This is a genomic window from Hymenobacter sp. GOD-10R (assembly GCF_035609205.1).
Classification (GTDB): Bacteria; Bacteroidota; Bacteroidia; order Cytophagales; family Hymenobacteraceae; genus Hymenobacter.
Map to the genome: position 1 here is coordinate 5,916,985 of NZ_CP141184.1, position 20,516 is coordinate 5,937,500.

The following is a 20,516-nucleotide window of genomic DNA, read 5'->3' on the forward strand; positions in this document are numbered from 1 at the left end:
GAGAACAACAAACCGTGACCGGCAAGCTTGCTGCTAATGCGTCTTAGGCTACTTGACGGCTAGGCTTAGCAGGACGATTTTTAAGCGGAACAGCAGGTGTTGGCACCTGCGAACTTACGCTTGCCTCGCGCCGCCGCTTCACCATGGCCATCCCAAAACCTAGGCCCATGAGCAGGGTACCACTCCACAGCAAGTTGATGAAGGGCTTCTCGACTGCTTTTAGGATGATGTAATCCTTTTGCGTGGTGCTCACGCCGAAGGTGAACTTCTTGTTCGTAGGATCGACGTTGAGGAAAGCGAGGCGCAGACCTAGGTCTTCTACTTCGTCAGCAACGCGACCGATCATCCGGTTACGCACCACAAACACGGGGTGCACATGGTAGCTCTTCTTCTCGCCATACACGATAAAGTCACCTTGAATAGCTAGGTCACCGGCCTTCAGGTCTAACCCTGCGGTTTGGTGAGCGGGCTCTACGGCGCGCAGCACGGCAAAGTAGTCATTCAGGTAAATGGTGTCGCCCACGCTCAGCACGTGTTCTTTCACCTCACTCCAGTCTTTCTCCTTGCGCGGGTCAGGCACGCTGCTGATGTGCGAATAGATATCGTGGCCAGCAAACTTTTTGATGTCGGGAGAAGCTAGCAAGCCGCCCATTTCCTCATTCACCTGAGCACGTGGAAACAAGGTAAATTTCTCGCCGCTTTTCTTGTCTTTGTACTCTACGCGGTAGTAGGTGTTCTCCGGCCGTAGCTCCAACGTGTCGCCGGCTTTGTAGTACACCTTGTTTCCTTGTTTGATTTCGGCTCGAGCTAGGGCTTTGAACTCATCATCTGTGCGGAATATCAGCTCCTTGTTTACGTAGTCTGGTAGGCCAGGTACATCGAAATACTGCCCAGTATAGCTCACATCGTAGCCATCCATTGCGGCAGTTTCGTTGCGCCACAGCAGCACGTTGTCACGGTTAATATCCTCGGGAAATTCTTTGGAATACACCAGCCCCGACGAGTTCTTGGAGATGATGTTTGAATAGCCGGCCGAAGCCAAGATACCGAGGAGCATCAGGGCAATACCAATGTGTGCCACTCCCCCACCCGACAGACTTACTTTGCGCTTCAGCAGCGTCAGAATCATGCTCAAATTAGCCAGCACGCCGAACAGCGCAGTGGTTAACAATACGATGTACACGGCTCCCATCTGTAGCTTGTTGTACTGCACAAGCAAAATGACGAGGGCCGCACCTAGCAGCGTAAGAATGCCTGGTACCGTCAGCGAGTTAGCCAAGCTTTCCTTGTCGTTCTTCTGCCACCACATGATCTGGGCTATACCCGACAGCAGAGCCACGAATACACCCATCCAAAGCTGAATCTTCGTGTAGTGAGCAATTTGGTCGGCGGGTAAGGCTAGGTTCGACTTAATGCCGATAAAACCTAGGAAGGCATTGTAAACGGGAATGCTCGTTGTGACTAGTACTTGGAAGGCACCTAGACAGAGCACTGTTGCGCCAATGAACACCCATAGCTCCGAGTTGTAGGTCGTAAGCTCCTTTTCAGAAACAGGAATTTCTTTCCAGCGCCAGATCAGCAAGCCTACAGCCAATACTACGAAGGCAGCTAGGTAGATGATCAGCTGCCCGGATAGACCTAAGTCGGTGAAGGAGTGTACAGACGCATTGCCGAGCACACCACTACGCGTTAGGAAAGTAGCGTACAGCACCAGCAAAAAGGTGGTGATAACCAGCACAAACGATGTGCGTAGTGCGGTTTTGCTCCGCTGCCACAGCACCATGCCGTGAATAGCAGCCACTAGCACCAGCCACGGAATATATACGGCATTTTCAACCGGGTCCCAGTTCCAATAGCCACCAAAGTTCAGGGTTTCGTAAGCCCAATAGGCACCCATCATAATGCCCACGCCAAGCACCAAGCCTCCAAATAACGCCCAGGGTAAGGCTGGCTTCACCCACTTGGTAAACTCACCTTTCCATAGCCCGGCAATAGCGAAGGCAAACGGCACTATCGTAAGCGCAAAACCTAGGAACAGCGTGGGCGGGTGAATCACCATCCAGTAGTTCTGGAGCAGTGGGTTCAGGCCCGTACCATCCTTTGGAATAAAGTTCGGATTAGATTGAATGAAAGGGGCATCCGTCAGGAAATCACGCAGCAGGATGAAAGGCGAAGAGCCAACCTTCACGTTCAGCAGCACCACACCCAAAATCATGGACGTCAGGAAAAGCTGCACGCCAGCAAACACAGCCATTACTGGTGCTTCCCAGCGCTTATTGTAGCGCATGATGGCGAAGCCCAAGCATACCTGCCAGAAAATCCAAAGTAAGAAGCTTCCCTCCTGCCCTTCCCAGAAGCAGGAAATCATGTAGTACACCGGCAAGTGGTTGCTAGAGTGACTCCAAGCGTAGTAGTACTCGTAGCGGTGCGTGTAGATGATAGTGAACAGGCAGCACACGATAGAGATTACCGCCGCGCCGTGCAAGAAGAATGCTCCGCGAGCTAGCTTCAGCCACGGGGCATCCGTTTCCCCCAGCGGCCGATTGCGGGCAGCCATATAATAGGAATACGCCGCCACTGTAGCCGCTACAAACGCCACAATGACACTTAGGTGCCCTAAGTCGCCTATGAAGGTATTTAGCATGGAATTCTCAATTATAAACGTTGTGTTATGAAGCTCTTCTTTTCATGGTTTAGCAAGTGGTTGTCTGCCTTTGCTAATCTGATGGTAGAACTCATAACAATTGATTAATTTCTACTCCTAGAGCGCAGTCGTTTCAAACGCGCCCGATGACTTCGCCGTTCCCAGCTTTGTTGTGCATGCGTTGCCTGGGCTTCTGCTCGCTGGTTAAGCCTCGTACTGAGCTTTGCTTTGGGCATCGGCTGGGTGTAAGCATACCATTGCTGGTGTAAAATTACCGGCTCCGTTGTATTCGGGCTTTCCGCTACCACTTGGTAAAGGTAGCGTCCAGGGGTTAAAAGCGTATCTGTCCAAGTGTAGTCCGGGGCGTTAGCGCCATATGTAGTGCGGTTTATGGAGACTGTTGCCTGCTCACTCGCGCGAAAAGCAGCTGCCTCTCGGCGCAGAATCCGAAACTGACGCACCTGCTCCAACGAATCAGGCAAAGTCCAACGCAACATAACTACTCGGCTGCTTGAGGGAGCGACACTAGAGAGAACCGGTGGTACCGTAGCCGGTACGCCACGCGCACGATCACTAACAGTTAAGGTAAACTCACAAAAATCCTTCAGGTACCCATCCACATCAAGCAGATAGGGCTTTCCGGCACGTAAAGAATCTAAGGTTATAAATACGTCGTCTTGGCTCCCTAGCGAAGTGCACGAAAGCACTTGATACGTGCTAGGCTGGCAAGGCGTACCCGTGAGTACCACCAGTTGCACACCACGCGTGTCGCGGCAGCTCTGGCCACCGATATTTACGAAGTAGCGTCCTGACACACGTGGCGTAAACTCGAACCATTGGTCATTGTGATATTCGATGCACTTACCCGTTAGCTTCTCGTCTACGCACGACCACTGCACAGTGCAGTTGGTGGTATTCGATCTAACAGTCTCGTTCGTCCGCAGCACCCGCCGTTGTTCGATGTCGTCGTTTGCCACTTGCGCCTGCACCGTTGTTGCCACCAAGGTAAGGCTCGGCAACATCAGGAACGGACAATAGGTAGCAAATGACATCAGCGACAACTTTAGTTAGAATCTACTTAACGCGACGCCGTAGCCCCCTGAATGTCCTTCTCCACGTACTTCGATGGGCACTTGAGCAGGATCTTATCAGCTACAAAAATGTCGTTGCGCATGGCGCCTGTAATCACTACTTGCTCCGACTTATCAAAATCTTGAGGCTTCGGATTGAAGTACACCACACGCTGCGCAATCCGGTTGGTATCAACCAAGGTGAAGGCAAAATAGTTGGGGTCCAGCGTCGGGTTATACTCCAGACCTAGGATCTGCTTTTGCCCATCTCGGGGCAAGCGGCCAACCACGTGAACTTTGGTCAGGTTACCCTCCGCGGCGCGGTCGCGCGCCTCCCGGAACGAAACGTAAACGCTAGCATCACCAGCGGCACTCATGATAATTCCGATTGCAAGCGCAATGACGGCAATGGCGAGAATGTGCGATTTTTTCATGTGCAAAAAAGCGGAAAACGCAGGTCTGGCTTTCTAGGCCGAGTAGTCTAAATAGGTAAGTGCAAAGAGAAATCCTTATCAGAAATAGCTGGCGCCAAGAGGCTAGGTCGTTGCTACAGCAACTGTACTTAATCTTTTAGCTCCCGTTCTAACCGGCCAATTTTGCGGTCGAGAGAAATGAGGTACACCAGTAAGCCCGTAAGTACGACCGCTATGACGGCAACCACCACGTAGATTTTGCCGCTTTGCCGAAGCGCATCTGCCATTTCGGGCGTGTCAGCGGCAGGGACTTGGGCGAAGGCGTGCATCACAGGCAGCAGTAGCGCCGCCAGCAACAGCACGGCATTACGCAAGCTGTTTTTCATAAACCTTTAGTTTGAGGAAAGCGAAACGGCAGGCAACTTGCGTAACCCAGAAGGCGAGTAGTGTCCAACCGATTACGGCCGGGTAAAACACCATACGCATGTTGCTGTCGAGGTCGTACTTGGCAAAAGCGGGGTTGCCTCCCGCGCCGGGGTGAAGCGAATCGGTGAGACGCGGCAGAATAAAGAACAACGGCATAGCCGCCGCGAAAGCAAAGATATTATAGATAGCACTGATGCGTGCCCGCTGCTGCTCATCCTGAAAAGAAGAGCGTAGCACCAAGTAGGCGCCGTAAATCAGCATGGCAATGGCCGCCCCGTTGAGTTTGGGGTCATTGGTCCACCACGTACCCCAGGTATAGCGGGCCCAAATGCTGCCCGTAGCTAGGCCCACGATGCCCATGTAAATACCCGTTTTGGCAGACTCGTGCGACAGGATATCCAACTGCGGCGTTGGGGTGCGCAAGTACCGGATGGAGTAGTACACCGAGGTAGCCAGAATGATGGTCATCCCGAACCACATCGGCACGTGGAAATAGAGGTTGCGGATGCTTTCGTTCAAAATAGGCAGCCGTGGCACCGGCATGAGCAACCCGGCTATTGTGGTATACACCAGCAACAACACAGCACCTGCTTTCCACCAATTTGTTTTCAAGAACATGTATTCAAATCCATGAGTAAAGAAATAGGCCCTAGCGAATGCCTGCCGCAGGAGGCCCATGGTTGCCTATCATCCAACACATACCTTCCTCAATTCGTGCTGTCTGGGGCGCTATTGCTGACTGGTTTTTCATTTATCTTTCCCTAAGAGCGCCACAGAAATGGGAACAGCAAATACGACACAGCCGTCACTATTAGGTTCAGTGCGACCAGCGTCAGCAACGAACCCTTGCTCGCCTCAAACTCTAAGCCGTCCAAAGCGTTCTTCGACACTTTGATCAGCAACAACAGCATCGGAATCATCAAAGGGAAGCCTAGCACCGCCATAAGCGTACTGCTATTGCTAGCCTTGGCGGCGATACCTGACACCAAGGTGAGGGTAGTCGCAAAGCCGAGAGCACCTAACATCACATTGGCTACGAACAGACCTAGGTTCTGCACCGGGTTGCCGAGCACTACCGCGTACACAGCCAAGCCAACCAACGACAGGCCCAACAGTAATAAGGCGTTGTAGCCAATCTTGGCCAGGATAACTGCCTGCGGCCGTACCAGCGTATAATAGTAGAGTAAGCGTCCGCGACTTTCCTGCAAGAAGCCTTTGGCCGCGGCATTCACAGCGGTGAAGAGCAGGATGATCCAAAAAAGTGCATTCCAGGCGGGCACGGGAAGCTCACCGCCGCGCAACGCAAAGCTCAGATAGCAGACGAAAACCGTGCTGCCGACGTAGAGCAGCATCCCATTCAGAGCGGCGCGCTGCCGCCATTCCAAGCGGAAGTCCTTCTGAATCAAATACCATATCTCGCGGAGGAGTAGCACGGCAGGAAGAATAATGAACCGGACTGCAAAGATACAACCCAAGCGCGGGATGGTCTCTAATCCAAGCTATTATTCTCCTTGTTCTATTAGCATTACAACTACTATAGCTAGTTGAGCGATGAGAAATAGCTTGCCGCAAGCACTAGCCTCACTAGAGCTTGCGTGCAGAGGCAGTATAAGCCACAAAAAAGCCACTGAAATATTCCAGTGGCTTTCTTCTATGACTTAGATACCTAGGTTAGAAATCGTATCCGAGGGTGAAGTAGAATTTCGGACCGGTCTGTTTGTAATCTTCCTGACCCCAGGCCATATCCGCTTTGCCGTAGAAGCCAAGCAGCGTCGTGCGCATGCCAAAGCCGTAGCCAATCAGTAACGGATTGCGGAAGTTCGTTACGACAGCAGAAAAGGCGTTGCCATTGCTAGGCCGTACCTGCGTGTTGTACGAGTTGTTTTCGTTGAAGGGATTCGAGCCAGAATACGTCGAGCCAGCATCGCCGAAAGCCGTCAGCTGTAGATTGCGGAAGAAGCCTGAATAAATCGGTTTGCGCGACAGATACTGAATGATAGGAATACGCAACTCCGAGTTGAACAGGATGTACTTAGGACCAGTCCGCTTATTGTAGTTGAAGCCACGCAGGTTCGTTACGAACTGTTGGTAGAAAATATCCGTCGGGTCAGTAGTCGGGTCGTTCGAGTTACGTGAGCCGTCGTAGCGCGTGTTCAGCCAGTTATCCATACCGCCAAGGCGGAAGGTCTGCTTGTCACTCCCAATAAATTGACCGTAGCTAGCTCGGTTGGCCCAGATGATTTGCCGATGCACTTTCTGATAGTGCCGCAGATCCACGTATATCTTACCGAAGTTTTGGTTTTTACTATCGAGGCTGTTCAGTTGTAGTATACCCACTTTCATCCGGGTGCCTTCCAACATGTTCACGCCCGTCGCAATGGCATTGTCGAACACCAGCTCGCCGCTTGCTCCGATGTAGTTCCGATTAATATCGTTCTCGGTGGTTAGCTCATTTTGCAGCGTCCGGTTCAGGTTGACAAACCGCGGGCCGCCGCGCAAGCTTAAGTTATGCGTGAGTGGGTAAGCAATGTTGGGCGATACCTCATGCCGGCCGTAACGAATACGTCCGTTCACCACATCGAAGAAGTAAGCCTGCTTCTGGTAGCTGATGCTCCAATCGTAGCGATGCTTCATGTTGGTGTAGGAAGCCGAAATGCTACTGGTGCGCAGGTCAGTAAGTGCAAAGATGCCGGCTTGGATGCGGTGATCTTCGAACATGTCCGACATGTTGGCCTGTGCCACCAACCCGATACCTAGGAGCGGATCATTGTAGATGGACGACACTACATTGTCGATGCTGAAGCGCGTATCATACCGGAACGGCCCCGACACAGCATACGCATCCACGGGCGGAGCTGTGGGCAGCGCTACGACCGTGGCTGAACGCTTGCGACGCGGCGTGGCCTGCGAAGCGGGTACATCGTCGTCAAACTGATAGTCGCTGGTGTTGATCTTCCCATTAGACGGTTTTGGCGTCGTGGGCTGGGCAGCTGGTTGGTTGGTTTGCTCCGTACCGTTGGCAGCCGGGTCTTGTACGGCAACGGGTTTGGTGGCTTGCGGCCTAGGTGCTGGCTTTGGCCGCGAGCGTTCCTCCAGTGTTTCCTGGCGCGCCGTTTTGTACAAAGCTAGGGTATCCGGTAGTGCGTACTTAGGATACACATACACGTACTCCCGCGCCCGGTCATTGGCGACAAAGCCCAATGCGCCGGTGGTAGCGTTGTAGTCGTAATCCTTTATATTCTGCAGGAAGCTGCTCACGGGCGTACGCTTCTTGGTGCTCAGCGACAACCGATAGATGCTACGGACGCCACTTTCTTCACCCAAAAAGAGTACCTCATCATCGGATATAGCCCGCGGACGCGACTCGTTTGAAATAGTGCTCACGAGTGACTCCATGGGCTGAGCCCGACCATCAAGGTGATACAAGAAGAGGTCGTAGTTGTTCACTACGCTGCCGAAATTGCCTTTGGCCGTACCCGCCGAATCTAGCCAGCGGTTAGAGCTAAATACAACCCCTGCACCATTGGGCAAGAAAGTTGGCTGCACATCGTCGAACACATCATCCGTCAGCTTCTCTGCCCGCCGATTGCCTGCCCGCAGTATATAGAGGTCATTCTGCCCGTTTTGCACTCCACTAAATACCAACGATTTACCGTCAGGCGAATACGTTAGGTCGAGTACCTGCTGGAAAGGCTGGAAAACGGATGTGCTTTTGCGGAAGCTAGGTAAGGCCGCGCGCAGTCGCACCAGCAAACCCAGAGGTCCGGCGCCAGAAGCCTGCTGTAGGTGGAGGGTCATGTTCCCCTTCACCATCTCTGCTACTGCCACTTGGTTGTTGCCACGCCAAGCCAACACAGGTAAGCGGTTTTCCACCTGCTGGTCGGGCGTCTTGTAGCCATTGCGGTGAATGACCGTCCGACCCGATCCATCCCGGTTCACTACGATCACTCGGTAACGCCCCCGGTCATTTTGGGCGTACGCTAGGTGCTGGCCATTTGGGCTAAGCACTGGCTGCGAGTAGACAATGTTCTTGCGGTTGGTCTTCGTCACCTGCGCTTTCTCCTCAGGCTGCACGAAGGCCGTCTGTGGTTGGGCGTTTAGCTGCCGATAGTAGCTCAACCAATCTTTCAGGAATACCTTATAAGGCACATTCAGCGAGCTGCTGATGCCTACTTCCACGTCGCGGGTGATGCGTGTTAGGTTCAGAATGTTCTGCACCGTGGTGTAGCCGTAGCGCTCGGCAATGTAGTTCCACACGCTTTGGCCAGCTAGCTGCGGGTTACGCAAGAAGAACGGTGCCGTTTTGGTGCCCTCGTACTTCTGCGTCATGTCGCGCATGTAGTCGTCCATCTCCATGCTCCAGCCTTCGGCCGCGTAAGACGAAGCCCCGCTCACAAACCAATCGGGTAGCTGCAACAAGTACGTGCTCTGAAGCACTTCCTTCAACGAACCACCGTACATCATATCGTTGAGCAGCACGCGGGTAATTTGAAAGCTCAAGTCCCGCTTAAACAAGGTTTGTTGGCCCTGAAAAGCTATCTGCACCTTGCTCATACGCAGCAGCGAGGTTTCGCCTCCCGTCTGGTATTTGTCTGCGTAAAGACCAATGTTGCTCTGCCGTAGGTCGCCCACGGAGTTATAGAGCATGATCGTGGTCTTTGAATACGGATAATAACCGATGAGCGAGGTGACGCGCTGCAACTCCTTCTCGGCGTACTCGGCCGTTCGGCGCGCTACGGTTTCGCCGCCGGCGTAGTAGTAGATGTTGAAGTTTTGGGTACTGAGCTGCTGCCAGTTAAAGTCTTTGTACTGGATGCGCACCCGTCCAAACCCCTCCTGCGCGGTTTGGGCCTGCGCTGTGCCACCTAGCAATAAAAGCCCTAGCACTACCGTCGCGGCGCCCTTCGTCGAGCGGCTAATGCCAGAAGACCAAGAATAGGATAAGTGCTTCATATAAGCAGCAAAAAGGCAGACAATCAAGAAGAAAAATCAACCGCCTGTGAGGCGGCTACATATAACGCGTGATAACGCAGAATATTGACCTCCGGCCACAATTCTACGCCATCTTCTAGCACCTCAGCAAAATGCCTAGCCAGCAGGGGCGCCAGCATCACGCCTTTGGATCCGAAACCATTCAATATACTCATAACTGGGTTAGCCGGATGCATACCTAGCAAGGGTTTTCGGTCGCGCACTGCCGGCCGCACGCCAGCCCGTTGTGCTAGCACAACAAACGGTTGATCCGTCATGTTAGCCAGCCGCTGACCAAGCTCTGCGCGGGCCTCTTCCGTAATGCCAGATGCAAAGGGAGGCCACCGGTAGGTGGCGCCTACCCGAAACCTTCCTGCGCCAAGCGGCACTACGTAAGCTCCCTTGTTGAGCACTTGCGTATCAGCTAAGCCCGCACACTCAACGTCAATCACTTCGCCTTGGTTGGGCGTAAGTGGCAGCCATTGAAAATAAGGATTGTGCACGGCCGCGGCACCTTCGCAGCACACCACATGCCGGGCATGAATGGTATTGGCGTAGGTAGCTCCCGTCGGGCCGATAACAAGCTGTTTCCATTCAAAAGTTTCGCGCTGAAGCCAACCTTGGCTGATTCCTTGAGCCGCCAAAGCATCCAGCAACTCGCGCACGGCTACATAGCCCCCGCGGCGGATGCATACTCCCCCAAAATCTTGGCGCACGCCCGCAGCGGAAGGCAAAGCTGGACCTAGCTCTTCCACAAAGTCTTGCCACGGGTGGTCGGCGCTGCGAGCTAGCATCGTATTTTGCTCCGCTACCGACGAAAACAGCTTAAGGATGGGCGTGTCGAAGAAGAACTGCTGCCCAAAGGTTGCTTCTAGCTCTCGGTAGAAAGTGGCTGCTGTCGTCAGAAACTCATCGGCCCGCCATGCAAGGGCAAACCGTTTGCCGGCCACTGGGTTCATGAGTCCTGCTGCTACATTGGAAGCAGAATCGGGCTGGTACGTGTCGAGTACCAGCACGCTACGCCCGCGGCGCCGTAGCTCGTGGGCCAAGGTGGCACCGGCAATGCCATGGCCAATAATCAAGTAATCGTGCATTATCATTTGAAGCAAGGTAAAGTAAATGGCGTTACGCTTCCTTAGGCTAACTTTTGGCTAGCTCGATTCGCAGCAAGACTCGTAACTTACCTCCGCATTACATCCTGGCCTGCGGGCCCTCTTTTATTCTGTTGCATGACCGTCAGTGGTTTTACTTTCAACGCGTTTTCGGAGAACACCTATTTACTGCACGATGGCACGGGCCAATGTGCCGTCGTAGACCCCGGCTGCTATAGCCGGCAAGAGCAGAACGCGCTACAAGAATTCATCAAAACACACGGCTTACAAGTCGTCCTTTTGCTCAACACGCACTGCCACATCGACCACGTGCTGGGCAATCAATTCATAATAGACACGTACCAGGTGCCATTCCTGATTCACGAAGCCGACCTAGGTACCCTGCGCGCCGTGCCGACGTACGCGGCGCCGTACGGTTTTCCGCAGTACACGCCTGCTGAGCCAACAGGTTTTCTAACACCTGATGCCCCTGTGCGGTTCGGTGATACGGAGCTAGCGGTACGCTTTACTCCTGGTCATGCCCCCGGCCACGTTATTTTTTACCACGAACCCACCAAAGTGGTCATTGGCGGCGACGTACTGTTTCGCCAGAGCATCGGTCGCACCGACTTACCCGGCGGCGACCATGCCACGCTCATCCGCAGCATCCGTACGCAGCTGCTTACCTTGCCCGATGACGTGACCGTGTATCCTGGTCACGGCACAGCCACTACCATTGGCGCTGAGCGCATCTCTAATCCTTTTCTGCGCTAGGTACCCTAGCTTTTTATGGCTATCAAAAAGCATTTACCCAACGCTCTCACCTGTCTGAACCTGCTGTGTGGCTGCGTAGCGCTGAGTCTAATTTTCGCTTACAACCCAACCCCAGGCACTCATGACTCTTTCGCAGGCTTAGCATCAGCAGCTTACTTGATTGGCATTGCTGCTGTCGCCGATTTTTTCGACGGCTTAGTGGCCCGTGCCCTGCACGTCTCTTCACCCATTGGCAAAGATTTAGACTCGCTCGCCGATATGGTGTCGTTTGGGGTTGTGCCGGGCGCTGTTTTATTTAAGCTGCTACAATACACGCTGCCGATGAGCACTTGGCCGTCAAGCTTGGGATACCTAGCTTTTACCGTCAGCATTTTCTCTGCGCTACGCCTGGCTAAGTTCAACAACGACGCTCGCCAATCGGACTCCTTCATTGGGGTACCCACTCCGGCTGCCACCTTGCTGGTTATATCGCTACCCGTCATTTTGGCTCACGACCAATTCGGAGTTAGCGGTGTGATCTTGAATCCTTGGGTATTGCTAGGTCTTACGTTTTTGCTTTCCGGCCTGTTGGTAGCTGAGATTCCTCTTTTTGCTTTGAAATTCAAGAACCTGCGTTGGCAAGACAACTCCTTGCGTTTTGTATTTTTACTGCTGAGTCTTGGCTTGTTGTTAGGTCTTCAGGCTACTGCCGTTCCTCTTATTGTGCTGCTGTACGTTTTGCTGTCGGTTCTACGGCCCGCGGCAGGCTAACTTTCCACCTCAAGCCTCACAATATTTAGATGTTTTGCTAGTTAAGTAGCAGTATTCATTATCTGGGCTGCTACCTAGCTCCATTAGGCGGAGGTCGTCCAAAATCATCTTAACTACGTCTTATCGAAATTATCTATATGCGTTTTTTTACTCTTCGTCTCCTGCTTTGCGGCGCTTTGTTAAGCTTGGGCTTTCGGGTGAAAGCGCAGTCGGGTGAGCAGGTAAAGCATACGACGCTTACCTGGCAGAGCTATGCTCACCTCGATATGCCAAATGGATCGGTGCGGCGCGTCCCTACCTTCATGGGTGCTGTGTACCAACCAGGAGAAATACTGGGGTCCTACACCATCAACCTAGCCGGTACCGTGGAAAGTGGCGCACTCCGCAATACTGTGTACGAAGCACTTCCGGAAGCTGACAGTCGCCTCTTTTCTAGTGGCGAGCTGCCTGCTGATGTACCCGTAAAAGTCCGCACAGGCACTACCCGCCGTCAGCCAGTAAGCTTCGTAACACTACAGCCCTTACGTCGGAACTCGCGAACGGGACAAGCTGAAAAGCTGGTTTCCTTCGATTATGCATACACCCTAGCTACCGTAGCACGCCGGCCCACGACTCGCACCTACACTTCTACGTCGGTACTTAACACAGGTGATTGGTATAAGATTGGGGTGCCAACCAATGGTATCTACAAGCTAGATAAGAACTTTCTCAAAGCGCTCGGCATCGATGTACAAAGTATAGATCCGCGCCGCTTACAAGTGTATGGCAATGCTACCGGCTTATTGCCGCAGCTCAACAGCGACCCGCGTCCCGACGACTTAGTCGAAAATGCCATCTACGTTTCTAGCGGCAACAACAGCACCTTCGGCGATAACGACTACGCTTTGTTTTACGCCCGCGGCCCGCACACGTGGACGCGCGACGGTACGAGCCAGCGCTTTCAGCATATCGAGCACATCTACACCGACACGGCCTATTACTTTGTGCGGGTGAGTACTAACCTAGGTAAGCGCGTTGCCACGGGAGCTACACTCACGGGTTCTTCCGCTACTATCTCCACCTTCGCCGAGCGCCAGTTTTACGAGCGTGATTTAAATAACCTGTTGCGCTCCGGTCGTCAATGGCTGGGAGAAACATTTGACACAAGCACTCCGCAACGAGAATTTACTTTCTCAATACCAGATCTGGTAACGACTGTGCCGGTACAAGTGCAATCGTCGGTTGCCGCCAACTCCCCGGTTGGTACTTCCACTACTTTTCGCACTGCTATCAACGGCGTTGCCATGAACAACGCTCAAAACATCCCAGCAGCTTATTCCAGTTACTTTCCGGAAGCAGCCAATACCAGTGTTGTAAACTTTTCAACTACCCTAACGGGTAATCCCACAGAAGTACGAGTCGCGCTTACCTACGATGCCAGCGGAGCTAGCAATTCCACTACGGCAAAAGGCTACTTGGATTACTTAGAAGTAAATGCCCAACGCCGTTTGCGCATGAGCGACAAACTGCTAGAATTTCGCTCCTTTGATAACATCAGCGCCAACGCTCGGAGTCAGTTTGTGCTTAGCGATGCGACCGATGCCGTTATATGGGACGTCACGAACCCACACATACCCGTTCAGCAGCCCTTGGCTATCAACGGTAGCACGAGCAGCTTTGTAGCAGCGACAAACGTATTGCGCGAGTTTGTGGCATTTAAAGGCAATGATTTCCCTAGCCCCCGTGCCTTTGGTCGCGTTCCGAACCAAAACCTACACGCCCTCAACACAGATGGCAAGCTAGATCTGGTTATTGTATGCTATCCGCCCTTCAAAGAAGAAGCCGAGCGCCTCGCGCAGCACCGTCGTGACCATGACAAGCTGAACGTACAAGTAGTAACTACGTCTCAAGTTTATAATGAATTCAGCTCCGGTGGGCAGGATGTTACTGCCATTCGCGACCTGATGAAGATGGTATATGACCGCGCCGCAGTTGGCAAGCAAAACTATTTACTGCTCTTCGGTGACGCCTCGTTCGATTATAAAGCTGACCCCAGCAATGATCTAACAAAGGCGCCAGCTTGGTGGACTGATCGGCATTGGGGAAATCCGCAAGGAAGTACGACAACCCAAAATCTGGATAAAATCAACCAGAACTACGTGCCTGTTTATGAATCTAGGGAATCGTTTGCGCCTATTTTCTCCCGTCTAACTGGTTCGGGCGGGAATTCTTATTCATCAGACGATTACTTTGGTTTTCTCGACGAAAATGAAGGCTACTGGCGTGAGGATATCGAAGAGACTGAAACAATCGACATTGGTATTGGCCGCTTACCTGTCCGCACGCCCCCAGGACAACCTGGATCTACTGCGCTCGTGCGTGATGTAGTAGATAAGCTTATTGCTTACGACTCGCCTGATGGGTATGGCAAGTGGCGCAATCGCATCACCTTTGTAGCGGATGATGGAGAAGTAGATTTTCATATGATGAAGTCCTCTGAGCCCTTTGCTAATTCATTACTTACTGTTCATCCCAGCTATAATGTACGCAAGGTATATTTGGCAATGTACCCGCAGACTATTTCTGCTGCTGGTCAACTATCACCTGACTGCAACCAAGCAATTGATGAAGCCATTGAGCAGGGCTCTTTGATTATCAACTATAATGGTCATGGAGGGCCTGAGTCCTGGGCTGAAGAGCGAATCTTCACGAAGGGATCCATTGCGCGACTTCAAAATACACAGCGTTTGAGCTTCTTTGTTACAGCTACTTGCGATTTTAGTACCTACGATAACCCGGAGAATACTTCCGCCGGCGAACAGCTACTTACGGATACAAAAGCAGGTGCTATTGCGCTCCTCACCACCACACGTCTAGCGACTACCACGGCTAATCTTAGTTTGAATACGGCTTTCTATAATGAAGTATTTAAGCCATCTGCTGATGGTTCAATGCCTCGTTTAGGAGAAGTAGTAGCAGAAACTAAGAACAATAGCACCTCTGCTACTATCAATCGCCATTTCAGTTTGCTCGGCGACCCCACAACCCGCTTAGCTTATCCAGAGCAAACTGTAACAATAAGCAGCATTAACGGGCAACCTGTTTCATCGGGAACTACGTTGAAATCCTTAGATAAAGTAGAGTTAAAAGGCCAAGTACTTCGCGGTGGAGTTGTCAATACGAACTTCACTGGCACCAGTCAGATAACCGTATATGAGAAGCCTTCTATAATAAAAACGCTTGTCAATGAGCCAGGTGACACCACTGCAAATATTGCTATACAAGAAAACATTATCTACGACGGTCAAGCCTCGGTTCGTAACGGTCAGTTTGCGCTTAGCTTTGTTGTTCCGAAGGACATCAACTACAGCTTAGGTAATGGCAAGATCAGCTTATACGCTGCCGATGTGACCAACCGAGTTGATGCACACGGTAGCTCTGTCGTGCCTATTGGTGGTGCCAACAGCACCGCTCAAGCCGATAGTTTGCCCCCGCGCATTCGTTTGTTTATGGATTCAGAGTCATTTGTATTTGGTGGTCTCACGTCTCCTAATACTACCTTGCTCGCTCGTCTGCGGGATGAAAACGGCATCAACACCGCTAGCTCCGGTGTGGGTCACGAAATCACAGCAGTGCTAGACAATGATCTGAGCAAGCTCACTATCCTAAACGATTACTACACCTCTGAAGTGGACAGCTTCCAGGCAGGTACTGTCAAATATCTGTTCAAGGAGCTGAATACCGGTCCGCATATGCTACGTCTGAAGGCGTGGGATACTCACAACAACTCCTCCGAGAAAGAAATAGAGTTTATTGTTGCAAGCAGCGAAAAGCTAGCCCTAAGCCACGTTCTCAATTACCCTAATCCATTCTCTTCGTCCACTACCTTTCACTTTGACCAAAACCGTAGCGGTGACGACTTAGAAGTGCAAGTACAAATTTTTACGGTTTCGGGCAAGCTGGTGCGAACGTTGCGCACCAGCGTTGCCGGCAGCAGTTCTCATCTTTCGGCACTCTCCTGGGATGGTCGCGATGAATACAACGATCAGCTTGCACGAGGCGTGTACGTGTACCGCGTAAGCGTACGTTCCCTTACTTTTAAGGGATCGACGGCTTCCAAGTACGAAAAACTAGTTATCCTCAACTAATCTTGTTCATCATCTGAGCAGACTTTCGGTCTGCTTTACGTCCAATCTCATTTTTATGGTTTTTTCGAAGACTTCTTTGCGTTTTGTGTTTCTGTCCGGTCTGTTAGGCGTATCAGCTGGCGCTACGGCTCAAAACGTGCAGAATACGATTACCACGGCCGTGCCTATCCTAACTCTCAGCCCAGACTCTCGTTCAGCGGCGCTCGGGGAGGCAGGAGTGGCCATTTCACCAGATGCAAATTCCGCCTATTACAATGCTGGTAAGCTAGGTTTTGTCACGAACAAGTATAGTGTATCTCCGTCCTACACCCCTTGGTTGCGCACGATTACTGATGATATGGGCCTCGCCTACCTATCAGGTTATTCTAAGCTAGGTCAGCGGTCAGCTATTGCTGCTTCGCTCATGTATTTTGACCTAGGCAGCATCTCATTACGCGGTAACCAAAACCAACTATTAGGAGATTTTAACCCGAAGGAGTACGCTGTCAGCATTTCCTACGGACAAAAGCTAAGCGACAATTTTGGTGTCGGTATCTCCGTACGCTACATCCGCTCCAACCTAACTGGCAACCTCAGCACCGACGCTAAGCCCGGAAACGCGGCTGCAGTGGACCTAGGTGCTTACTACAACAAAGACCTAACGATTGGTGCTGGTGAATACAACCTTGGTTTAGGAGCTTCTTTATCGAACATCGGTACAAAAATTACTTATACCGATCCGCAGCAAGCCGACTTCTTGCCCACAAACCTGAAGCTAGGTACCGCTATTATGCGCGAGCTAGATGCGTATAACAAGCTTACTTTCACAGTCGATGCGAATAAGCTCTTAGTTCCTACGCCGTACTATATCGAGGGTGTTGCCCCTAATGATCAGAGAATCATAGATAAGAACCGGGAAATTGCTAATAAATCTGTAGTCAGCGCAATGTTAGGTTCTTTCAATGATGCCCCAGGTGGTTTCAAAGAAGAGCTACGCGAGATAAACCTTTCAGCTGGTCTTGAGTATTGGTACAATGACTTGTTAGCGGTCCGTGCAGGTTACTTTTATGAAAACCAATACAAAGGTGACCGCCAATACCTCAGCTTTGGAGCTGGTATCCGTTATCAAGTATTTGGGGTAGATGGTGCTTACTTAGTTCCTAATTCCCGCCAAAATCCTTTAGCGCAAACTATTCGCGTATCATTACACTTTAACTTCAATAAGCTGGAAGAAGCCTTTGGGCCCAGCGACAGTAATTCGACCAACTAATCTGCTTCTATGCTCGACCGCCAAGTCGCTCCTTCTGTTCAGCCGCTGGCTAGCGTAACGCTACCCGCGGCTGACGTGTTTTCACTCCTTAATGGCGCTAGGTTGCATGTGCTACGGAACGCTGCTCAGCCTGTTGTCCGCTTGCAGGTTGTATTCCCGGCTGGCAAGTGGTATGATCCAAAGTCAGGAGTTTCCCTTCTCACAGCACGCATGTTACTGGAAGGCACGCGTACACGTAACGCACGTCAGATTGCTGATGAAATAGCTTTCTATGGTGCCTCTCTAGAATGTGAGCAAGGCTTTGACCGATCCACACTCACTTTATATTGCTTGGCTCGTCATTTCAGGCAACTCTTGCCGCTTGTAGTAGCTGTAATTACAGAACCTACTTTCCCAGCTACGGAATTAGATTTACTCAAGACACGTACAGTTCAGAACGTGCAGATCGAACGACAAAAACCTGGCTACCTAGCTTCTGAACGTTTCTCTAATAATTTATTTGGTCCAACATTTCCTTACGGAAGCGTTTTCAACGAAGCTACCTTTCAGAATATAACTGCTGGTGAGGTCAAGGCTTTTCACCAAGCTACTTATCAACTAAGTAGCGCAGAAGTTTTTCTGTGCGGTGATGTCGGTATTGAGCAAGAAGAATTGGTAACACGGATGATAGGTCAGCATTCATCAACCAATCTGCCGCTTGTTATTGAGCAGGCTGATTTGCGCTCTGCTCCTCTACAAGACCATGTTCTTCTTCCTGACAGCATCCAATCTTCTTTACGCATTGGGCGTTTATGGCCATCCCTTAGCCATGCAGATACTCACTCCCTACAGGTGCTAGTGAAAGTGTTGGGAGGTTACTTTGGCTCGCGGCTTATGAAAAACATCCGTGAGGATAAAGGATATACGTATGGCATTTATGCTAGCGTTTCTGCGCGTGAGTATGCGACTAGCTTTGTCATTGGTACAGACGTTAACGCTGAAAGCACCAAATCAGCTATACACGAGATTCACCATGAACTGCATCGCCTCCAGAAGGAATTAATCCCTGCTGATGAGTTACAGACAGTAAAGAATTATATGGCAGGTAAGTTTGCGAACGAGTTAAGTACTGTTTTCGAGCAATGTGACAAGTACAAGAACCTCATTTTCCAACACCTACCTAATACCTACTACTCAGATTTCTTATCTCAAATTCGTTCAGTAACATCTGAAACACTCTTGCAGCTCTCACAAGACTATTTATCACCTACTGATATGATAGAAGTAGTAGCTGGCCCTGCTCATTAAATACTCAAGGGTAACAAGACAAGGGCTTTTCCTATGGGTGAAATGAGCCTTGTCTTGTTACCCTTGAGTAAGACCAGATATCAAGCTATGAGATAGATCCCTTTAGGATGGAAAAGATGCTTAATTGCTCCTATGTACCACGTTACAAGTAACACGTAAACACGAAGTGTGCAATGAAATGAGCAGGAGCTAGGTTAACCAAAGCCATATGCTCCGCGTTACAACTCGTGGATCTGGGAGCCAAGGCTGAGGCTAGGCTATAAAACGCGTGTGCCGCGGGTGCTTCGCGCAGGCAGGCAGCGAAGCACCCGCGGCACACGCGGGGCAAAAAGCAAAGGTTGGCGGCGACCGACTCTCCCACCGGTGAAGGCAGTACCATAGGCGCACCGGGGCTTAACGACTCTGTTCGGAATGGGAAGAGGTGAACACCCGGGCTAAAGCCACCATTGCTGGCGGGGACTACTCGTGTTCCGAGCAGCTCCTAAAACCATTGACATGCGGCAACGAGCCGGAAAAAGAAAAGTACCAGGTGTGGTCTAGAAGCGTTCGGGTGCTTAGTACTACTCGGCTGTGCTATTTCTAGCTCTACACCTGTAGCCTATCAACGTCATCGTCTTTGACGGCCCTTATATTGGGAGATCTCATCTTCAGGTGAGTTTCGCACTTAGATGCTTTCAGCGCTTATCTCATCCCAGCGTCGCTACCCGGCGCTGCAGCTGGCGCCACAACCGGTGCACGAGCGGCTGGTCCATCCCGGTCCTCTCGTACTAAGGACAGGTCCTGTCAAATCTCCAACGCCCACCACAGATAGGGACCGAACTGTCTCACGACGTTCTGAACCCAGCTCGCGTGCCACTTTAATCGGCGAACAGCCGAACCCTTGGGACCTTCTCCAGCCCCAGGACGTGACGAGCCGACATCGAGGTGCCAAACCTCCCCGTCGATATGAGCTCTTGGGGGAGATCAGCCTGTTATCCCCGGCGTACCTTTTATCCTTTGAGCGATGGCCCTTCCATGCGGAACCACCGGATCACTATATCCGTCTTTCGACCCTGCTCGGCTTGTAGGCCTCACAGTCAAGCCCGCTTCTGCTATTGCGCTCTACGTACGGTTACCAAGCGTACTGAGCGGACCTTTGAAAGCCTCCGATACTCTTTTGGAGGCGACCACCCCAGTCAAACTACCCACCAGCCACTGTTTCCGTTTCCAGATTAGGCACCGGCTAACACAAGGGTGGTATTTCAACGTTGACTCCCCGAAAGCTGGCGCCTCCGGTTCACAGTCTCCCACCTATCCTACACATGTGTTAGCCAGCGTCAATGGCAAGCTATAGTAAAGGTGCACGGGGTCTTTCCGTCCCGTGGCGGGTACTCGGCATCTTCACCGAGACTACAATTTCACCGAGCTCACGGCTGAGACAGCGCCCAAATCGTTACACCATTCGTGCAGGTCGGAACTTACCCGACAAGGAATTTCGCTACCTTAGGACCGTTATAGTTACGGCCGCCGTTTACCGGGGCTTCGATTCAAACCTTCGCCTTGCGACTAAGTTCCCCTCTTAACCTTCCGGCACCGGGCAGGTGTCAGACCTTATACTTCCGCTTGCGCGTTCGCAAAGTCATGTGTTTTTGTTAAACAGTCGCTTGGGCCTTTTCACTGCGGCTTCTTGTATTGCTACAAGGAAGCGTCCCTTCTCCCGAAGTTACAGGACCAT

The 20,516-nt window shown here is 51.6% G+C and carries 13 protein-coding genes and 2 rRNA genes (1 of these 15 running past the window's edge); 5 read left to right on the forward strand and 10 right to left on the reverse strand.

The features are described from left to right. Positions 1–43: 43 nt before the first annotated feature. The 8 genes from ccsA to SD425_RS23665 form a co-directional block, all read right to left on the reverse strand. Positions 44–2,644, reverse strand: a complete 2,601-nt coding sequence (gene ccsA / locus SD425_RS23630) for a cytochrome c biogenesis protein CcsA (RefSeq protein ID WP_324672940.1) — start codon at positions 2,642–2,644, stop codon at positions 44–46. A gap of 104 nt (positions 2,645–2,748) precedes the next feature. Continuing rightward, positions 2,749–3,696, reverse strand: a complete 948-nt coding sequence (locus SD425_RS23635; protein ID WP_324672944.1) for a hypothetical protein — start codon at positions 3,694–3,696, stop codon at positions 2,749–2,751. A 26-nt stretch (positions 3,697–3,722) separates the two neighbouring features. Beyond that, entirely contained in the window at positions 3,723–4,148 is a 426-nt protein-coding gene (locus SD425_RS23640; protein WP_324672946.1) for a cytochrome c maturation protein CcmE, read from the reverse strand. A 128-nt stretch (positions 4,149–4,276) separates the two neighbouring features. Further along, on the reverse strand, positions 4,277–4,513 hold the full coding sequence (locus tag SD425_RS23645; protein WP_324672948.1) for a CcmD family protein: 237 nt from the start codon (positions 4,511–4,513) through the stop codon (positions 4,277–4,279). Next, positions 4,494–5,165 (reverse strand): cytochrome c biogenesis protein, encoded by a 672-nt coding sequence (locus SD425_RS23650; RefSeq protein WP_324679595.1) that lies wholly within the window; start codon positions 5,163–5,165, stop codon positions 4,494–4,496. Before SD425_RS23650 ends, SD425_RS23645 begins: the two co-directional genes overlap by 20 nt. A 149-nt stretch (positions 5,166–5,314) precedes the next feature. Then, positions 5,315–5,956: a heme exporter protein CcmB gene (locus SD425_RS23655; RefSeq protein WP_324679598.1), complete on the reverse strand. Its 642-nt coding sequence runs from the start codon at positions 5,954–5,956 to the stop codon at positions 5,315–5,317. A gap of 268 nt (positions 5,957–6,224) precedes the next feature. Then, a complete protein-coding gene (locus SD425_RS23660; protein WP_324672950.1) occupies positions 6,225–9,506 on the reverse strand; it encodes a hypothetical protein in 3,282 nt (1,093 codons plus the stop codon). Positions 9,507–9,529: 23 nt separating this feature from the next. Further along, positions 9,530–10,618, reverse strand: coding sequence for an FAD-dependent oxidoreductase (locus SD425_RS23665; RefSeq protein ID WP_324672952.1), 1,089 nt, complete (start codon positions 10,616–10,618; stop codon positions 9,530–9,532). Positions 10,619–10,753: 135 nt separating this feature from the next. On the opposite strand from SD425_RS23665, the gene SD425_RS23670 reads away from it, so the two are divergent. From SD425_RS23670 to SD425_RS23690, 5 genes are all read left to right on the forward strand, one after another. Next, a complete protein-coding gene (locus SD425_RS23670) occupies positions 10,754–11,389 on the forward strand; it encodes an MBL fold metallo-hydrolase (protein WP_324672954.1) in 636 nt (211 codons plus the stop codon). A gap of 15 nt (positions 11,390–11,404) precedes the next feature. After that, a complete protein-coding gene (locus SD425_RS23675; RefSeq protein ID WP_324672956.1) occupies positions 11,405–12,139 on the forward strand; it encodes a CDP-alcohol phosphatidyltransferase family protein in 735 nt (244 codons plus the stop codon). Positions 12,140–12,276: 137 nt separating this feature from the next. Continuing rightward, a complete protein-coding gene (gene porU / locus SD425_RS23680; protein WP_324672958.1) occupies positions 12,277–16,266 on the forward strand; it encodes a type IX secretion system sortase PorU in 3,990 nt (1,329 codons plus the stop codon). A 55-nt stretch (positions 16,267–16,321) separates the two neighbouring features. Further along, positions 16,322–17,515, forward strand: coding sequence for a type IX secretion system outer membrane channel protein PorV (porV, locus tag SD425_RS23685; RefSeq protein WP_324672960.1), 1,194 nt, complete (start codon positions 16,322–16,324; stop codon positions 17,513–17,515). A 9-nt stretch (positions 17,516–17,524) separates the two neighbouring features. Beyond that, a complete protein-coding gene (locus SD425_RS23690; protein WP_324672962.1) occupies positions 17,525–18,802 on the forward strand; it encodes a pitrilysin family protein in 1,278 nt (425 codons plus the stop codon). Between the two features lie 336 nt (positions 18,803–19,138). On the opposite strand, the gene rrf is transcribed toward SD425_RS23690, so the two are convergent. Together rrf and SD425_RS23700 are read right to left on the reverse strand one after the other, a co-directional pair. Then, positions 19,139–19,250, reverse strand: a 5S ribosomal RNA gene (gene rrf, locus SD425_RS23695). 86 nt (positions 19,251–19,336) lie between these two features. Beyond that, positions 19,337–20,516, reverse strand: a 23S ribosomal RNA gene (locus SD425_RS23700); it runs 1,728 nt beyond the window's last position.